Raw genomic sequence first — 14,611 nt, 5'->3', positions numbered from 1 at the left:
TCCCCTGCCACAGACAGAAACAGGTCAATGTCCTGCTTGATCGTCTTGCTCTCTTCCTCTGACGATAGCTGCACCACCATAGCAATCCACCGTTTCAATTCTTCTCGTGCGTCCATATTTTACACTCCTTGATGAGTGTATTTATCACTAAGTATCATATGTTTGGTAAGGATCAGGCTAGGATCATAGCTCCAACGGCAGCATGATCGTCATCTCAATAAGGAGATGTAACGATGACTATGAATATCCTGAAAAGCCTTTCGCTGTCGGTTCTCCCGACAACACAACGGATGAGCCCCGAGCAGCACCGACGGAACAAACTCGTCACTAAACTTGCTGAGCAAAAGTTGATTGCTGAAGCCGATCGTGACGGAAACCTGCCGAACATTATGCACCGTCGTTGGGTTTCGACAGACAGTGGTTCTAAGGCACTTGTCGATGTGCCTAAACGCATCAAGCGTTGGTGGTTTCAGGATGCGGTAGGTAACTGTCTGCTTGCGATAAGGTATGGCAACAAGGTGCTTGAACTAGAGAAGGGTAAGGGCGCTATCATTGTCGGGAAACCCGACCAGCTTATCCCGACAATCGACAAGATCATTGCCGCTATCAATGCGGGTGAGTTGGATGCTTTGCTCTCAGAGATGGGGTTAACGCGCCCAATCAGGAAAGTGCAAAAGTGATGTGTGGGTCGTGTTGCCCGACAACGTGAATATTTCGCAGATTTATAGCATCAGCTAAGCTGACGCTGCGACTTATCTGCCTGTAATTTCGCATAAAATATGATCGGGTAAACACGACCAACATATTGAAAATATGGTATTTTTATAATTAATACTATACAACAAACTATACAACTATGTGATAAAAGCACTGGTTTTGCTAGGTTTGTGCATTATTCGTAATGCGGGGGTCGTAGGTTCGAATCCTATAGGCGGCACCATTTTTCCGATATTTGCTGTGATCACACAATCTGGCCTGCAGAGAAAAACGCTGCCTGGACTTGACCGATTGCCGTTAGATATGCAGTGAACCCTGCATGAACCAATTAACTGTCAGCCAAGCCGTTCTCTCGCGTCGTTCTGTCCGCGCGTTTACACCGCAACCCGTCTCGTTGGACCTGCTCCATCGGGTCATGGACAAGGCGCGATGGGCGCCATCGGGTTGTAATTTCCAACCATGGGAAGCAACGATCCTGACAGGCGCGCCGCTTGCGGAACTGCAGCAGAAAATGCTGGTTTCGCCGATGCAGGACCCGCCGGAATATTCATGGTCCGAACCAGAGGTCATTCCGGAATGCAAGGCGCGTTTGGCGCAAGTCGGCGCATCCATGTATCAAGCGATGGGCATTGGCCGCTCTGACGCTGATGCCCGCACCGATTTTGTGCGCAACAATGTGATGTCGTTCAATGCCCCCGCGGTGTTGCTATGCTATTTTGATCGCCGCATGGGGTCGCCGCAATGGTCGGATGTCGGGATGTGGCTTCAGACAATCATGTTATTGCTGCGTGAGGAAGGGCTGGACACCTGCCCTCAGGAATTCCTCTCCATGCATGCAAAGCTTATCAAGGAATTTATTGGTGTTTCGGATGAAAGCCACATTTTCTTCTGCGGCATCGCCATTGGCTATAGAGACGAAGAGGCGGCGGTGAACGCCTTTGAGCGGCAGCGCGAACCAGTGGAAGGCAATGTCCGCTTCGTCGGGTTCTGACAAGCGCCCGCTATTTCTTGCCTTTGCGGCCTTTGCGGGCGGCATATTTGGCATCGCGTTCCAGCTTGCGTTCTTCTTCGGTTTTTGTCGGCACGGCGGGTTCTGCCGACATGTGCGCCCGTTCTAGCTTCGCGGCTTTTTCCAGTTCGCGGGCCGCTAGCTTTTCTGCACGTGCTTTTGCTTGCGCCTGTTCGCGCGCTTCGGCGGCGGCGCGCCGTGCGGCAAGCGTTGCTTCGTCCAGCTTTGGCTTTGCGCGCAGCTTGTTAACGGCGTCCAGCTTCGCCTTATTGGCTAAGGCTGCCCGCTCTTGAAACGACGGCTCTTTATATGAAGGCATATTTTTGTGTTATCCATTGGGTGTGATGGGCGCCGCAGCTTGAGCCAAGGATTACCGTAAACAGCGCCTTAGAGATAAAGCCGCCCGACAGCAAATTGCAATCTGCTCAGGGTTCACGCCAAGGTGACAAGTCCAATGACCGCGCCGGTCATGGCAGAGGCCATATTGCCCGCGACCCAGCTTTTCATGCCCAAAGCTGACACCTCTGCGCGCCGTGTGGGCGCGAGCGTGGCGATGGTGGATACCAACAGGCCGACGCTGGCAAGGTTTGCCACCCCGCATAAAGCATAAGTGATGATCAGCTTGCTGCGCGCGTCAAAGCTGTCGGCGGGCAGGGCGGCGAGATCAAGATACGCGACATATTCGTTGAGGATAGTCTTTGTGCCCATCAATGCCCCTGCCGCTGGCGCTTGCTCCCATGGAATGCCAATGCTCCACATCAAAGGCGCGAACAGCCAACCAAAAATGCGTTTGAGGGTAAGGGGCTGTGCATCCATTTGGGGCAGCAGGGCCAGCAATTGGTCGGTCAAATTGACCAAGGCAAATACGACGATGATGATCGCGATGACCGCCAGCACCAATTGAATGCCTTCCATCGTCCCTTTGATGACTGCGTCCATGCTGCTTTCATATTTCAGATCTGCGTCGGCATCTTCTGCGCTGATGCTGCCATCGCCAGGGACCATCAGCCGCGCAATGAGCACGGCGGCGGGTAAGGAAATCAGGGAGGCGACAATCATATGGCCCACGGCGTTCGGCACCGTCTTGGACAAGGTGGTGGCATAAAGGACAAGGATCGCGCCGGAGATGGTGGCCATGATCAACACCATGATCATGAACAATTCGGAACGGTTCATCCGTTCAAACCATGCCCGCAACACCAGCGGGGTTTCGACCACGCCCAAAAACATGGTCGCGCCGCCGCCCAGTCCAACGACGCCGCTGACGCCTAAGGTCTTGCGTAAGGCCCATGACAGGCCACGAACGGCCGCGCGTAATATGCCCCAATGCCACAACAAGGCCGAGAGCGCGGAAAAAACGATGATGAGCGGCAATATTTGAAACGCAACGATCACGGGCTGTTCCACCCCGGGCTTGAGCACAAAAGGGATCGGCGCGCCGCCCGTATAGCCAAACATATAGCTCGATCCGACCAATGTCGCCTTTTCCACGGCTGCCACGGCATTATTGGCATAGCCGACCAAGGTCCAGATGAACGGCACGCGGGTGACCGCGAGCGCAAGGGCAATTTGCACAAAAAGTGCGCCAAATATCCAACGCCATGACGGGCGTGCGGCGCGATCTTCGGACAAGGCCCATGCCAATGTCAGGATCAACGCGATGCCGATTAATCCCTGCCCCTGCTGCAAAACCGCCATGCCATTTTCACCCCAACTGCGCTTGACCCTTGGCTTAGCGGCTTTTGACCGGACGCGTTACCCCAAAAGCAGATATGTCGCCTTTGTCTGCCGCTCAAGCGGGTAGGACGCGCTGCAGCAACCACATGACGGATATGCTGCCAATGGCATAAGCGCTGATCGTCTGCACGCGGGCGGCGTAGAGCGCATGTACGCGGCGGAGCGCCCATAGGACCAACATCGCCACGGCGACGATGACAAGCTGCCCCGCCTCAACGCCCAGATTGAAGGTCAGCAATGCCATGGGCACTTCGCCCTGCGGCAATCCGATTTCGGCCAATGCCCCTGCAAAGCCAAAGCCATGGAGCAAGCCAAAGAGAAAGGCGACGACCCATGGAAAACGTTCTGACAAGCGCAATTCATCGGGTTTGCGCTTCAGTATTTCGACGGCGAGGAAGACAATCGATAAGGCGATTGCGGCTTCAACCGGCGGGCCCGGAACGCTGATAAGTTCAAGCGTTGTGGCCACCAAGGTCAGCGAATGCGCTATCGTGAAGGCCGTCACCGTTGCCGCCACGCGCCATGCACCATTGAGCAAAAGCACAAGGCAGAGCAAGAACAATAAATGGTCATATCCCATCAAAATATGTTCGACGCCGGTCACAAAATAGGTCCGCGCGACCTGCCATCGGTCGGCCTTTTGCAGGATCATAGCCGATGGGCTGGCGGGCGTTAGCCGCGCCGCCTGCGTGATGCCATAAGCGGATTGATAACGCAGCAAGGCGTCGGCTGGGGTATTTTCCATCCCGCTTAAGCGGACCGAACGGCCCGCCAAAGTCGCGTCGCAGTCAATATCCCAACGCGCCAGCAAAGCGGCGGCGTCCATACTGCGTACGGGTTCGGTTGCTACGCAATCGCGCGGGAATATCGGCACGACGCGCGCGGCAAGGCCGGGCCGGATCGGTGCTTTCCAAGTAATTTTATATTGGTGCGCTGCGGTTTCCCGCTCGCGGATTTCCAGATAGCCCGGCTGCAAATCGTCCGCGCGGGTAACTGACGTGCAGCCCGTGGCGAGCAGGAGCAAAAGGAGAAAGCGGACAATCACGGCTTGGCGATACGAATGTCATATCCGTCGAGCAGCGCCTGATAGGCAGCCGCTTCGCGTACGGTCTGCGTTTCGGCACGCCAGTCGTTGGACACGCGCTGACGAATGTCGGACAAAGGCGGTGTCCCTGACGCTACAATGTCGCGGACGCGCACGGCGTGCCAGCCGAAACCAGATTGGACTGGTCCGCTCCAACGCCCTTTGGGCAAATTGCGCAGACTGTCGGCAAAGCCATCGCCAAATTCGCGGCCAATGCTGTCCGACGCCGCCTTTTCCATGCTTGCAGATACGCTCAACTTTTGCGCCTGCACTTGCTTTCCGGCGTTCAGGGCAAGGATGGATGCTTTGGCGGCGTCTGCATCGTCGCCCAAAAATATCTGGTCAAAACTGAAGGCCGGTTTTTCGGCATAGCGGATTGTGTTAGCGGCATAGAAGCTTTGCAACGCGGCTTCGGTTGGCTCCATATTCTGGATTTCGGCATTTGCCAGAAATTCCATTTTGGCGCGCAGACGGCGGCGGATGACGGGATCATCGACGTCGAGGCCAAGGCGCATGCCTTCGCGAAAATAGATTTCTTCCTTGATATAATCGCGGATCAGGCTGTCGAGTTGCTCTTGGGTGGGCGCGCGCCGCCATGTCTGTTCCCATACTGACGCGAGCCGCGCAACGTCTGCCTCATTGATGGTGATGCTGCGGTCGAGGCTGTCTTCCCCGCCAAACTGCCCCATGAGCAGAAACAGGGCCGACCCTGCGCCAAGGAAATGCACCAAAGGCTCCCGCAGGGCCTGCTTCATCCAATCATATATCATAATATGCTAACCCCGGGGCCAGGACGTTCCACCATGATCAGCGGCGCGTCGCCCTTGGGCGTTTCATAGGCTGATTGTATTTTGGCCTGCACATCTGCCACGCGCGCCTGCGGCATGATCGCCACTGCTGCGCCGCCAAATCCTCCACCCGTCATCCGTGCGCCCCCTTGATCGCCAATCGCATACTGCAGGATCGCTACCAAATCATCCATCGCCGGAACAGTGATTTCGAAATCGTCGCGCATCGATTTATGGCTTTGCGCCATCAGCACATCAAGTGCGACAAGGTCGCTTTTGGCAAGCGCATCGGCGGCGTCCAAGGTGCGCTGATTTTCGGTCATGACATGCCGCGCGCGGGCCTATCAGGCAGGGTCTTTCCATGGACGGGCGAAAGGCCATGACTCTGCAGGCTCCATCGGCGAGAGCCGCACGAAACAAGGGTTTGTCTTTTTCTACTCTACACCCTGCATTGGGCATCAATGCGGCAAAGTCATTGTCGAAAATAAAGACATTTTTGTAGTCAGGATTGCGCAATCCGCCTGCGCGTTCATTGCCCGCGCACAAATAACAATCGGGATCATGCGCTAGCCGGACGGCGGTGTCGGGCATATCCTGTTGCCCCTGCCATGGCCTTTTGGCGCGGTGCGGAGACACTAAAATCCATTCATTTTTCAATGGGTTGAAACGACGGTGGGGCTGCTCATCGAACGACATTGGGCAGTATCCAATCAATCGGCGGGTGTCCATTGCTAACCAAAAAGGCGTTGCATTGCGAGAAATGTTTGCAGCCCAAAAAGCCGTTATGCGCCGACAAGGGCGATGGATGCGCGGCCTTGAGCAGCAGATGGCGGCTGCTATCCACATTCGCCGCCTTTTTGTGGGCATAAGCGCCCCACAGCATGAAAACGACTGGCTCTGCCTTGTCGTTCACGTGCGCAATAATCGCATCCGTAAATGGCTCCCACCCCTTTTTGCTATGCGACGCGGCCTTGGCCATTTCGACCGTGAGGACGCTGTTGAGCAGCAACACGCCTTGCCGCGCCCAATGCTCCAAAAAGCCATGACGCGGGCGCGGGAGGCCCAAGTCGCTTTCTAACTCACTGTAAATATTATTAAGACTGGGCGGCAGACGCACATCCGGCGGCACGCTGAAACACAGGCCATGCGCTTGCCCCGGCCCATGATACGGGTCTTGCCCCAAAATGACGACGCGCACTTTGTCCAGCGGCGTCAACTCAAGCGCGCGGAACCATGCGCCCTGCGGCGGGAAAATCGTCTTGCCTGCGGCGAGTTCGGCGTCGAGAAAGCCTTGGAGCGCCGCCGTTTCTCGTGTGGTAAGCGCCGCCTGCAGTGCCGTCCGCCAATCCTGCGGTAGCAAAAATGCGGTCATTCGGCCTTTGGCGGCGCGGTCAGCAAATCGGCCCAGGCCTTCGCTTCTTTAGACGTGGCAGGGCCCAGCAATTCCATTGCATGGCGCAGCCGCTCACGAATGATGTCGCGGCCCAAATGCGTGATCGCATCGAACAAGGGCACGCCCTGCGCACTGCCGGTGATGGCGATGTAGAAGGGACGAATGACGTCTTTCAATTTGGCGTCGAGAACCTCGGCAGTGCGGCGCAACGTCGCTTCAATGCCTTCGCGGTTCCACTCGATCATATTATCGAACTGCTGCAAACCAAGGGTGTAGGCCGCACGCTGCAAATCTTGTTCCAGCTTCACGCCGTCGCGCAGGCGCTCCACGGTCATGCCGTCAATCCGGTTCATGAAGAACATTGCGGTCAGGCCGCCCAAGTCGGACATTTTGGTAATCCGCGCCTGCGCCATTTCAGCGATAGGGGTGAGGTAGCTATCATTCAGCGACCATGCTTTCACGGCATCCAAGAATTCCGAAACGCTGAGTTCTTCGCGCAAATAGCGGCCATTGAGCCAGTCTAGCTTCGACGTGTCGAACACGGGGCCGCCGAGCGAGATATTGTGCACGTCAAATTCATCAATAAGCGTTTGTAGCGAGGTTTTCTCATCTTCTTCGCTGGCCGATTTGATGAAAAGGCCCAAGAAGTTCTGCATCGCCTGCGGTAGGTAACCTGCACGTTGATAATATAAGATGCTGGTTGGATTTTTGCGCTTCGACAGCTTCGATTTGTCGGCATTGCGGAGCAACGGCAAATGCGTAAGCACGGGCGGTTCCCAACCGAAATATTGATAGAGCAACAAATGCTTTGGTGCCGAAGAAATCCACTCCTCCCCGCGCATGACATGCGTGATGCCCATCAGATGGTCGTCGACAACATTGGCGAGATGGTACGTCGGCAGGCCGTCCGACTTCATCAGCACCTGCATGTCAACAACCGCATATTCGAACGCAATTTCGCCGCGCAGCGTATCTTGCACAATGCATGTGCCCGTCGTTGGAATTTTCATCCGGACAACGTGCGAAACGCCTTCACTGTCGAGCTTTGCGATATCGTCAGCAGTCAGCGAAAGGCATGCGCCATCATATTTTGGTGGTTGCTTCGCTGCCATTTGCGCGGCGCGTGATGCCGCAAGCTTTTCTGGCGTACAATAGCATTTGAACGCATGGCCATCGGCCAGCAACTGGTCGCAATGCGCGGTGTAAATCGCGCTGCGTTCTGACTGGCGATAGGGGCCATGCGGGCCGCCAACATCCGGGCCCTCGTCCCAGCTAAGGCCTAGCCAACGCAGCGATTCTAGGATCATTTTTTCTGATTGCGGCGTTGATCGTGCCTGATCCGTATCCTCAATCCGCAACAAAAATTCGCCCCCATGCTTCTTAGCAAAGCAATAGTTGATGAGCGCAATATATGCGGTGCCGACATGTGGTTCGCCGGTGGGGGATGGTGCGACGCGGGTACGTACTTTCATGAGAAACAAATGCCTTTGGTTTGGTTTGCCCGCGCTCTATCAAGCTGCAACGGCATTGTCATCTTTCCGGTGCAGTTAAGGGTCAAAGGTATTGGAGCGGATCATGCAAAGCAGCCATATTTCGTTGAGCAGGCGGCAGTTCGGATTTGGTCTTGGTAGCATCGCGTTTGCGGGGCTTGCCGCGCGTGCCATTGCGCAGGCACCCGCCGCGGGAGCCAATGAAGTATATGGCTATGGCCCTTTGGTGCGCGACCCGAATAACCTGATCGACCTGCCCAGAGGCTTTGATTATCGCGTCATTTCCCGGTTGGGCAATATCATGGATGACGGATATCTCGTGCCAAATTCCGCCGATGGTATGGGCGCAATTGATTTGGGCAAAGGAAAAATTGCGCTGATTCGCAACCATGAACTGGGCATCAAGGAGCAGGATTTCGGTCCATTTAAAGGTAATGTGCCGAAGAATCTTCCTGCTTATGACAGGATGGCGGATGACAAATCGATGCCCTTGCCTGGTGGCACTACAACTTTGATATATGATATGAAGACTGGCCAACGCGACAGTGAGTTTTTGAGCCTTGTTGGCACGATCCGCAATTGCTCTGGCGGGATTACGCCATGGGGAAGCTGGCTTAGCTGCGAGGAAAATGTCACCCGCGCTGGAAACGGCGTTGGGAGAGACCATGGCTATATTTTTGAAGTTCCCGCCACTCAAAAAGGCCTCGTTAAACCAGTGCCCCTAAAAGACATGGGCCGTTTCAACCATGAGGCCGCATGCGTCGATCCGCGGACGGGCATTGTTTATTTGACCGAAGATCGCGGCGACAGCCTGCTCTACCGGTTCATTCCTAACGAAAAGGGACAGCTTGCCAAAGGTGGCCGGTTGGAGGCTTTGGCCTTTGTTCAGAATGACATTACTGACACGCGCAACTGGACTGAGGTTCAGGTTAGCAAGGGCCGCCAATATCAGGCGAAATGGATATCGCTTTCCAGCCCTGAAAGCCCCGAAGATGACTTGCGTAAACAGGGCGCTGCCAAGGGAGCAGCATTGTTCGCACGCGGCGAAGGAATTTTCTGGGGGAAAAGCGAGTTGTTCTTCGCTTGCACCAATGGCGGCGCTGCAAAATATGGCCAGATTTTCCGCTATGCTCCTTCGATAAACGAAGGGTCCCCGCGTGAGGCCGAAGCGCCGGGGATCATCGACTTGTTCATGGAATCGGCTAATCCTGCCTTTTACAATTATGGCGACAATATCGCTGTGATGCCGACAGGCCATTTGTTGGTGTGTGAGGATCAATATACCGACATTTCAGACAATCATTTGCGCGGCGTCAATGCGCAGGGTCAGACGTACATGATCGCCCGAAGCCGTGTGCAAACCGAATTTGCCGGCGGCTGCTTCTCACCGGATGGCTCGACAATGTTTGTCAATATGATGGAGCCGACTATGACGCTGGCGATCACTGGACCGTGGGGTAGGGTAAAGTCTGCCTAGCGGAAACCTTTGAACAGGCCTAAGCGTTGGGGTTGATGGCGCAGATTTTACCTCGGCTGATTTCCCTTGGCACCGCCGTGCCGCCGCACCGCATCACGCAAGATGATGTCCTGTCGATTTTGGCGCAGGCCAAAGGACAGGACCTGCCGCCGCGGATGGCAGAGATATTAGGCAACACGGGCATCTCGCAGCGCCATATAGCCATGCCGCCCGAATTTTATTTTGGCCCAAGAAGTTGGACATCGCGCGCGTGCGTTTATGAAACTGCCGCCGCGCAGATTTTTAAAGCGGCGGCCATGCAGGCTTTAGCGCGCGCAAACTTGCAGGCCGCCGACATAGGTCAGATTGTTTTTGTGTCCACCACGGGAACGATGACGCCCAGCCTACCAAGCCGGATGATTGCGACAATGGGTTTCGCGCCCGACACGCGCTGCGTGCCCTTATTTGGCTACGGTTGTGCAGGTGGTGTTATTGGCCTTGGCGTTGCTGCTGATCTATTCCGGGCGTGCCCAGACAAACCAGTCCTGCTGGTCAGCCTTGAACTGTGCAGCATCGCTTACGACCATGCGCGCATGGATAAAAAAGATATGGTCGCACTGGCCTTGTTTGCCGATGGCTGTGCCGCTGCGGTCATAGGCGCAGGGCCTGGCCCCCAATTGGCGGCATTTTCGAGCCATGTCTGGCCCGACACGCTCGATATGATGGGCTGGCAGATTGGCGATACAGGATTTGATCTGGTGTTAGCGCGCGATATACCCGTTTTCGTGAATAGCCATTTTGCCCCCGTCTGCGATGATTTTATCGCACGGCAAGGCCTGACCAAAGCAGATATGGCTGAACCCGCCTGCCACCCGGGCGGTGGACGCGTGGTCGATGCGCTATCCGATTATCTCAGTCATGATCTGTCCGCGACGCGCACAATCTTGCGCGATCATGGCAATATGAGCTCGCCGACGGTTTTGTTTGTGTTGGAAGCATTGCTCGGCGCAGGACCGATTGCAAAGCCCACCTTGTTGACCGCGCTTGGGCCTGGCTTTGTAGGCGCTATGGGAGTGTTGACGCCATGACGATGTTTGATTGGCCGTTGTGGGCGCTCATCATCTTTGGTTATGTCATTATTCAGCGACTGGCGGAACTTGTCTATGCCAGTGCCAACACCCGCCGCTTGCTAGCTGAAGGTGGTCGTGAGCATGGGGCGAAGCATTATCCTTTGTTTATCGTTCTACACAGCGGTTGGCTGATCGCTATCATGCTGTTCGCAAAGCCCGATATGGCGCCTAACCTGCTTTTGCTAAACATCTTCATCGCCAGCCAGACGTTCCGCTTCTGGATGCTAGCGAGTATTGGCCGTTGGTGGACCACGCGGATCATCAGCGCGCCAAATTTTCCGCGGGTCAAGCGAGGACCCTATCGTTTTATCAAGCACCCCAATTATGCTTTGGTAGTTGTGGAGATTGCTTTGCTGCCCCTTCTTTTGGGTGCGCCCGCGATGGCGATTACTTTCTCCATAATGAACGCTGCACTTTTATGGTGGCGGATCAGGATCGAAAATGACGTGCTGACGGAGCGTGACCGCACTACTTGACCCGCCAGTCAGCCGGCGCTAATGGCCCGCATTCCCGTGACCGAAGGGATGATTCTCTCTGGTCCGTGGGAAATACTCAGAATAGCAGCACATTGTGTGATCGGCCGGGTGGGCCAAAGGCTGAGCCTCCACCGCAGTAAACGGCTGCCCATCCAAAGTAACCGCTTAATAAAGGTGAAGATATGCCAACGATTAACCAGCTGGTCCGCAAGGGCCGGACCCCGCAGAAGACCAAGTCAAAGGTCCCTGCGATGGACCAAAATCCACAAAAGCGCGGCGTTTGTACCCGCGTTTACACAACCACCCCGAAAAAGCCGAACTCGGCTTTGCGTAAGGTTGCGAAGATTCGCCTGACAAACCAGCGCGAAGTTATTTCCTATATCCCTGGCGAAGGTCACAACCTTCAAGAGCATAGCGTTGTGCTTATCCGTGGCGGCCGCGTACGCGACCTTCCCGGCGTGCGGTACCACGTGCTTCGCGGCGTACTCGATACGCAGGGTGTCAAGGACCGCAAGCAATCGCGTTCCAAATATGGTGCAAAGCGTCCGAAGTAATTCGAACGTCACCATTGGCCGACCCGATTGGCGCGCATCTGCGCTGCCATTGGTCCCATGAGATAAAGGAAATAAAATATGTCACGTCGTCGTCGTCCCGAAAAGCGCATCATCCTTCCCGATCCCAAATTCGGTGATATTGTGCTTTCGAAGTTCATGAACAACCTGATGCTTGACGGTAAGAAGTCAGCAGCAGAGCGGATCGTTTATGGTGCTTTGGAAACTGTTGAGGCCCGCGCCAAGAAAGATCCTATCCAGACCTTCCATGAAGCGCTGGATAACGTAAAGCCAGGCATTGAAGTCCGCAGCCGCCGTGTGGGTGGTGCAACGTATCAGGTTCCTTGCGAAGTGCGTCCAGAGCGCGCGCAGGCACTTGCGATCCGTTGGTTGATCGGCGCTGCCCGAAACCGCAGCGAAACCACTATGGCTGCCCGTTTGTCGGGTGAACTGATGGATGCCGCATCGAACCGTGGCAACGCTGTCAAAAAACGTGAAGATACGCACCGTATGGCAGAAGCCAACCGCGCGTTCGCTCACTACCGCTGGTAAACCCATTCGAGCCACTTCGGTGGCTCATACTTCGGAGTAAAGATTATGGCACGCAGCCATCCACTCAATATGTATCGCAACATCGGCATCATGGCGCATATCGACGCCGGTAAAACCACGACCACCGAGCGTATCCTTTTCTACACCGGCAAGTCCTACAAAATCGGCGAAGTGCATGATGGCGCTGCCACCATGGATTGGATGGAGCAAGAGCAAGAGCGTGGTATCACGATCACTTCAGCTGCTACCACCTGCTTCTGGAACGATCACCGCATCAACATCATTGATACGCCAGGCCACGTTGACTTCACGATTGAAGTTGAGCGTTCGCTGCGTGTTCTCGATGGCGCGGTTGCGTGCTTCGACGGCGTTGCTGGCGTCGAGCCTCAGTCTGAAACCGTATGGCGTCAGGCCGATAAGTATGGCGTTCCACGCATGTGCTTCATCAACAAGCTCGACCGTACGGGCGCAAACTTCAAATATTGCGTGCAATCGATCATTGATCGTCTCGGTGCAAAGCCAGCTGTTTTGTACATTCCAATCGGCCTTGAAGCTGATTTGAAGGGTCTTGTTGACCTCGTGCACAACCGCGCAATCATCTGGAAAGATGAATCCCTTGGTGCGGACTTCTTCTACGAAGATATCCCTGCGGACTTGGCTGCAGAAGCTGCGAAATATCGTAGCGAGCTGATCGAGCTTGCTGTTGAGCAAGACGATGTCGCCATGGAAGCATATCTTGAGGGCAATGAGCCTGATGTTGCGACGCTGAAGGCGCTGATCCGTAAGGGCACGTTGAACCAGTCGTTCGTACCTGTTTGCTGTGGTTCGGCGTTCAAGAATAAGGGCGTTCAGCCTTTGCTCGACGCGGTTGTCGATTATCTGCCTTCGCCGCTCGACATTGCCGATGTTCAGGGTGTCCACATGGACACGCTTGAGCCAGACAGCCGTCCAGCGACTGATGATGCGCCATTCTCTGCACTCGCGTTCAAGGTCATGAACGATCCATTCGTCGGTTCGCTGACCTTCATCCGCATCTATTCAGGTAGCCTCGTCAAGGGCACCTATCTGAACTCGGTAAAGGATAAGAAGGAAAAGGTCGGGCGTATGCTGGAAATGCACGCCAACGAACGTAAGGACGTTGATGAAGCATTTGCAGGCGACATCATTGCGCTAGCCGGCATGAAGGAAACGACGACGGGCGACACATTGTGTGCTGAACGTTTCCCAATCATTCTGGAGCGTATGGAGTTTCCTGAGCCAGTTATCGAACTGTCGGTGGAACCAAAGACTAAGGCTGACCAAGAAAAGATGGGCATTGCGCTCAATCGCCTGTCCGCCGAAGATCCGTCGTTCCGCGTTTCGACTGACCATGAATCGGGCCAGACGATCATTAAGGGCATGGGTGAACTTCACCTCGACATCATCGTTGATCGTATGCGTCGCGAATTCAAGGTCGAAGCAAATGTCGGCGCGCCGCAAGTTGCGTATCGCGAATATTTAGCACGTGAAGTTGATGTCGATTACACCCACAAGAAGCAGTCGGGTGGTTCGGGTCAGTTTGGTCGTATCAAGTTCACGGTAAAGCCGGGCGAGCGCGGTACGGGCATCATCTTCAAGGATGAAGTCAAGGGCGGTAACATTCCGAAGGAATATATCCCCTCAGTTGAAAAGGGCATGCGTGAAACAGCCGAATCCGGTTCACTCATCGGCTTCCCGATCATCGACTTCGAAATCACTTTGTATGACGGCGCGTACCATGATGTCGATTCGTCGGCGCTGGCTTTCGAAATCGCGGGTCGTGCCGGTATGCGCGAAGCCGCTCAAAAAGCAGGTATCAAGCTGCTTGAACCCATCATGAAGGTCGAAGTTGTATCGCCTGAGGAATATCTGGGCGATGTTATCGGCGACATGAACTCACGTCGTGGCCAAATCCAGGGCACTGACAGCCGCGGTAATGCGCAGGTTGTCGAGTCCATGGTGCCTTTGGCCAACATGTTCGGCTATGTGAATCAGCTCCGCTCGTTCACGCAAGGACGTGCAAACTACTCGATGTTCTTCAATCATTATGATGAAGTGCCGTCGAACGTTGCAGCCGAAATCAAGGAGAAGCTTGCCTGATAGGCAAAAGCCGACTAATGGCGGCGCCTGATTCAGACGGCGTCGTCCCACCTGATCAAAATATTACCTAATCGAAAGAAGGTTTGAGAAAATGGCAAAAGCTAAATTTG

Annotated in this window: 16 protein-coding genes; 8 read left to right on the top strand and 8 right to left on the bottom strand. The window is 55.0% G+C overall.

Annotation, left to right across the window (positions count from 1 at the left end):
* The first annotated feature begins 233 nt into the window (after nucleotides 1–233).
* Both Q0O33_RS09710 and Q0O33_RS09705 read left to right on the top strand, forming a co-directional pair.
* Nucleotides 234–680 (top strand): DUF6641 family protein, encoded by a 447-nt coding sequence (locus Q0O33_RS09710; protein ID WP_295498915.1) that lies wholly within the window; start codon nucleotides 234–236, stop codon nucleotides 678–680.
* Between the two features lie 356 nt (nucleotides 681–1,036).
* Complete coding sequence (locus tag Q0O33_RS09705; protein WP_295498913.1) at nucleotides 1,037–1,708, top strand: nitroreductase; 672 nt, start codon at nucleotides 1,037–1,039, stop codon at nucleotides 1,706–1,708.
* Nucleotides 1,709–1,718: 10 nt separating this feature from the next.
* On the opposite strand, the gene Q0O33_RS09700 is transcribed toward Q0O33_RS09705, so the two are convergent.
* From Q0O33_RS09700 to gltX, 8 genes are all read right to left on the bottom strand, one after another.
* Nucleotides 1,719–2,045, bottom strand: coding sequence for a DUF6481 family protein (locus tag Q0O33_RS09700; protein WP_295498912.1), 327 nt, complete (start codon nucleotides 2,043–2,045; stop codon nucleotides 1,719–1,721).
* 113 nt (nucleotides 2,046–2,158) lie between these two features.
* Entirely contained in the window at nucleotides 2,159–3,424 is a 1,266-nt protein-coding gene (locus tag Q0O33_RS09695) for a nucleoside transporter C-terminal domain-containing protein (protein ID WP_295498909.1), read from the bottom strand.
* 94 nt (nucleotides 3,425–3,518) lie between these two features.
* Entirely contained in the window at nucleotides 3,519–4,508 is a 990-nt protein-coding gene (locus Q0O33_RS09690; protein ID WP_295498906.1) for a HupE/UreJ family protein, read from the bottom strand.
* Nucleotides 4,505–5,317, bottom strand: coding sequence for a peptidylprolyl isomerase (locus Q0O33_RS09685; RefSeq protein WP_295498902.1), 813 nt, complete (start codon nucleotides 5,315–5,317; stop codon nucleotides 4,505–4,507). Before Q0O33_RS09685 ends, Q0O33_RS09690 begins: the two co-directional genes overlap by 4 nt.
* Nucleotides 5,314–5,658 (bottom strand): hypothetical protein, encoded by a 345-nt coding sequence (locus tag Q0O33_RS09680; RefSeq protein ID WP_295498899.1) that lies wholly within the window; start codon nucleotides 5,656–5,658, stop codon nucleotides 5,314–5,316. Before Q0O33_RS09680 ends, Q0O33_RS09685 begins: the two co-directional genes overlap by 4 nt.
* Nucleotides 5,591–6,031 (bottom strand): galactose-1-phosphate uridylyltransferase, encoded by a 441-nt coding sequence (gene galT / locus Q0O33_RS10730; RefSeq protein ID WP_366048572.1) that lies wholly within the window; start codon nucleotides 6,029–6,031, stop codon nucleotides 5,591–5,593. The genes Q0O33_RS09680 and galT overlap by 68 nt, the downstream gene beginning before the upstream one ends.
* The gene (gene ung, locus Q0O33_RS09675; RefSeq protein WP_295498895.1) at nucleotides 6,018–6,707 is read right to left on the bottom strand and encodes a uracil-DNA glycosylase; all 690 of its coding nucleotides are present in this window, start codon (nucleotides 6,705–6,707) and stop codon (nucleotides 6,018–6,020) included. Before ung ends, galT begins: the two co-directional genes overlap by 14 nt.
* Entirely contained in the window at nucleotides 6,704–8,200 is a 1,497-nt protein-coding gene (gene gltX / locus Q0O33_RS09670) for a glutamate--tRNA ligase (RefSeq protein ID WP_295498892.1), read from the bottom strand. Before gltX ends, ung begins: the two co-directional genes overlap by 4 nt.
* Before the next feature lie 103 nt (nucleotides 8,201–8,303).
* Here gltX and Q0O33_RS09665 point away from each other — a divergent pair, with 103 nt between their 5' ends.
* From Q0O33_RS09665 to fusA, 6 genes are all read left to right on the top strand, one after another.
* Nucleotides 8,304–9,695 carry an alkaline phosphatase PhoX gene (locus Q0O33_RS09665; protein ID WP_295498889.1) on the top strand — a complete coding sequence of 464 codons (1,392 nt, stop codon included), beginning with the start codon at nucleotides 8,304–8,306 and terminating at the stop codon, nucleotides 9,693–9,695.
* A gap of 35 nt (nucleotides 9,696–9,730) precedes the next feature.
* Nucleotides 9,731–10,762, top strand: a complete 1,032-nt coding sequence (locus Q0O33_RS09660) for a type III polyketide synthase (RefSeq protein ID WP_295498886.1) — start codon at nucleotides 9,731–9,733, stop codon at nucleotides 10,760–10,762.
* Entirely contained in the window at nucleotides 10,759–11,280 is a 522-nt protein-coding gene (locus Q0O33_RS09655) for an isoprenylcysteine carboxylmethyltransferase family protein (protein ID WP_295498883.1), read from the top strand. The genes Q0O33_RS09660 and Q0O33_RS09655 overlap by 4 nt, the downstream gene beginning before the upstream one ends.
* A gap of 182 nt (nucleotides 11,281–11,462) precedes the next feature.
* On the top strand, nucleotides 11,463–11,834 hold the full coding sequence (rpsL, locus tag Q0O33_RS09650) for a 30S ribosomal protein S12 (RefSeq protein ID WP_143776737.1): 372 nt from the start codon (nucleotides 11,463–11,465) through the stop codon (nucleotides 11,832–11,834).
* Nucleotides 11,835–11,912: 78 nt separating this feature from the next.
* Entirely contained in the window at nucleotides 11,913–12,383 is a 471-nt protein-coding gene (rpsG, locus tag Q0O33_RS09645) for a 30S ribosomal protein S7 (RefSeq protein ID WP_125229576.1), read from the top strand.
* Between the two features lie 45 nt (nucleotides 12,384–12,428).
* On the top strand, nucleotides 12,429–14,501 hold the full coding sequence (fusA, locus tag Q0O33_RS09640; RefSeq protein WP_295498877.1) for an elongation factor G: 2,073 nt from the start codon (nucleotides 12,429–12,431) through the stop codon (nucleotides 14,499–14,501).
* Nucleotides 14,502–14,611 lie beyond the last annotated feature (110 nt).

Source organism: Sphingorhabdus sp. EL138, assembly GCF_945862485.1.
In the GTDB taxonomy this organism is placed as follows: Bacteria; Pseudomonadota; Alphaproteobacteria; order Sphingomonadales; family Sphingomonadaceae; genus Sphingorhabdus_B.
The sequence above is the reverse complement of the archived record's forward strand: the minus strand, read 5'-3'. Positions and strand labels throughout refer to the sequence as shown.

Coding starts and splice junctions, on each gene's coding strand:
- rpsG (WP_125229576.1), top strand. CDS start 11,913: ATGTCACGTCGTCGTCGTCCCGAAAAGCGCATCATCCTTCCCGATCCC.
- Q0O33_RS09685 (WP_295498902.1), bottom strand. CDS start 5,317: ATGATATATGATTGGATGAAGCAGGCCCTGCGGGAGCCTTTGGTGCAT.
- gltX (WP_295498892.1), bottom strand. CDS start 8,200: ATGAAAGTACGTACCCGCGTCGCACCATCCCCCACCGGCGAACCACAT.
- Q0O33_RS09695 (WP_295498909.1), bottom strand. CDS start 3,424: ATGGCGGTTTTGCAGCAGGGGCAGGGATTAATCGGCATCGCGTTGATC.
- Q0O33_RS09705 (WP_295498913.1), top strand. CDS start 1,037: ATGAACCAATTAACTGTCAGCCAAGCCGTTCTCTCGCGTCGTTCTGTC.
- rpsL (WP_143776737.1), top strand. CDS start 11,463: ATGCCAACGATTAACCAGCTGGTCCGCAAGGGCCGGACCCCGCAGAAG.
- Q0O33_RS09665 (WP_295498889.1), top strand. CDS start 8,304: ATGCAAAGCAGCCATATTTCGTTGAGCAGGCGGCAGTTCGGATTTGGT.
- ung (WP_295498895.1), bottom strand. CDS start 6,707: ATGACCGCATTTTTGCTACCGCAGGATTGGCGGACGGCACTGCAGGCG.
- Q0O33_RS09655 (WP_295498883.1), top strand. CDS start 10,759: ATGACGATGTTTGATTGGCCGTTGTGGGCGCTCATCATCTTTGGTTAT.
- galT (WP_366048572.1), bottom strand. CDS start 6,031: ATGTCGTTCGATGAGCAGCCCCACCGTCGTTTCAACCCATTGAAAAAT.
- Q0O33_RS09710 (WP_295498915.1), top strand. CDS start 234: ATGACTATGAATATCCTGAAAAGCCTTTCGCTGTCGGTTCTCCCGACA.
- Q0O33_RS09700 (WP_295498912.1), bottom strand. CDS start 2,045: ATGCCTTCATATAAAGAGCCGTCGTTTCAAGAGCGGGCAGCCTTAGCC.
- fusA (WP_295498877.1), top strand. CDS start 12,429: ATGGCACGCAGCCATCCACTCAATATGTATCGCAACATCGGCATCATG.
- Q0O33_RS09660 (WP_295498886.1), top strand. CDS start 9,731: ATGGCGCAGATTTTACCTCGGCTGATTTCCCTTGGCACCGCCGTGCCG.
- Q0O33_RS09680 (WP_295498899.1), bottom strand. CDS start 5,658: ATGACCGAAAATCAGCGCACCTTGGACGCCGCCGATGCGCTTGCCAAA.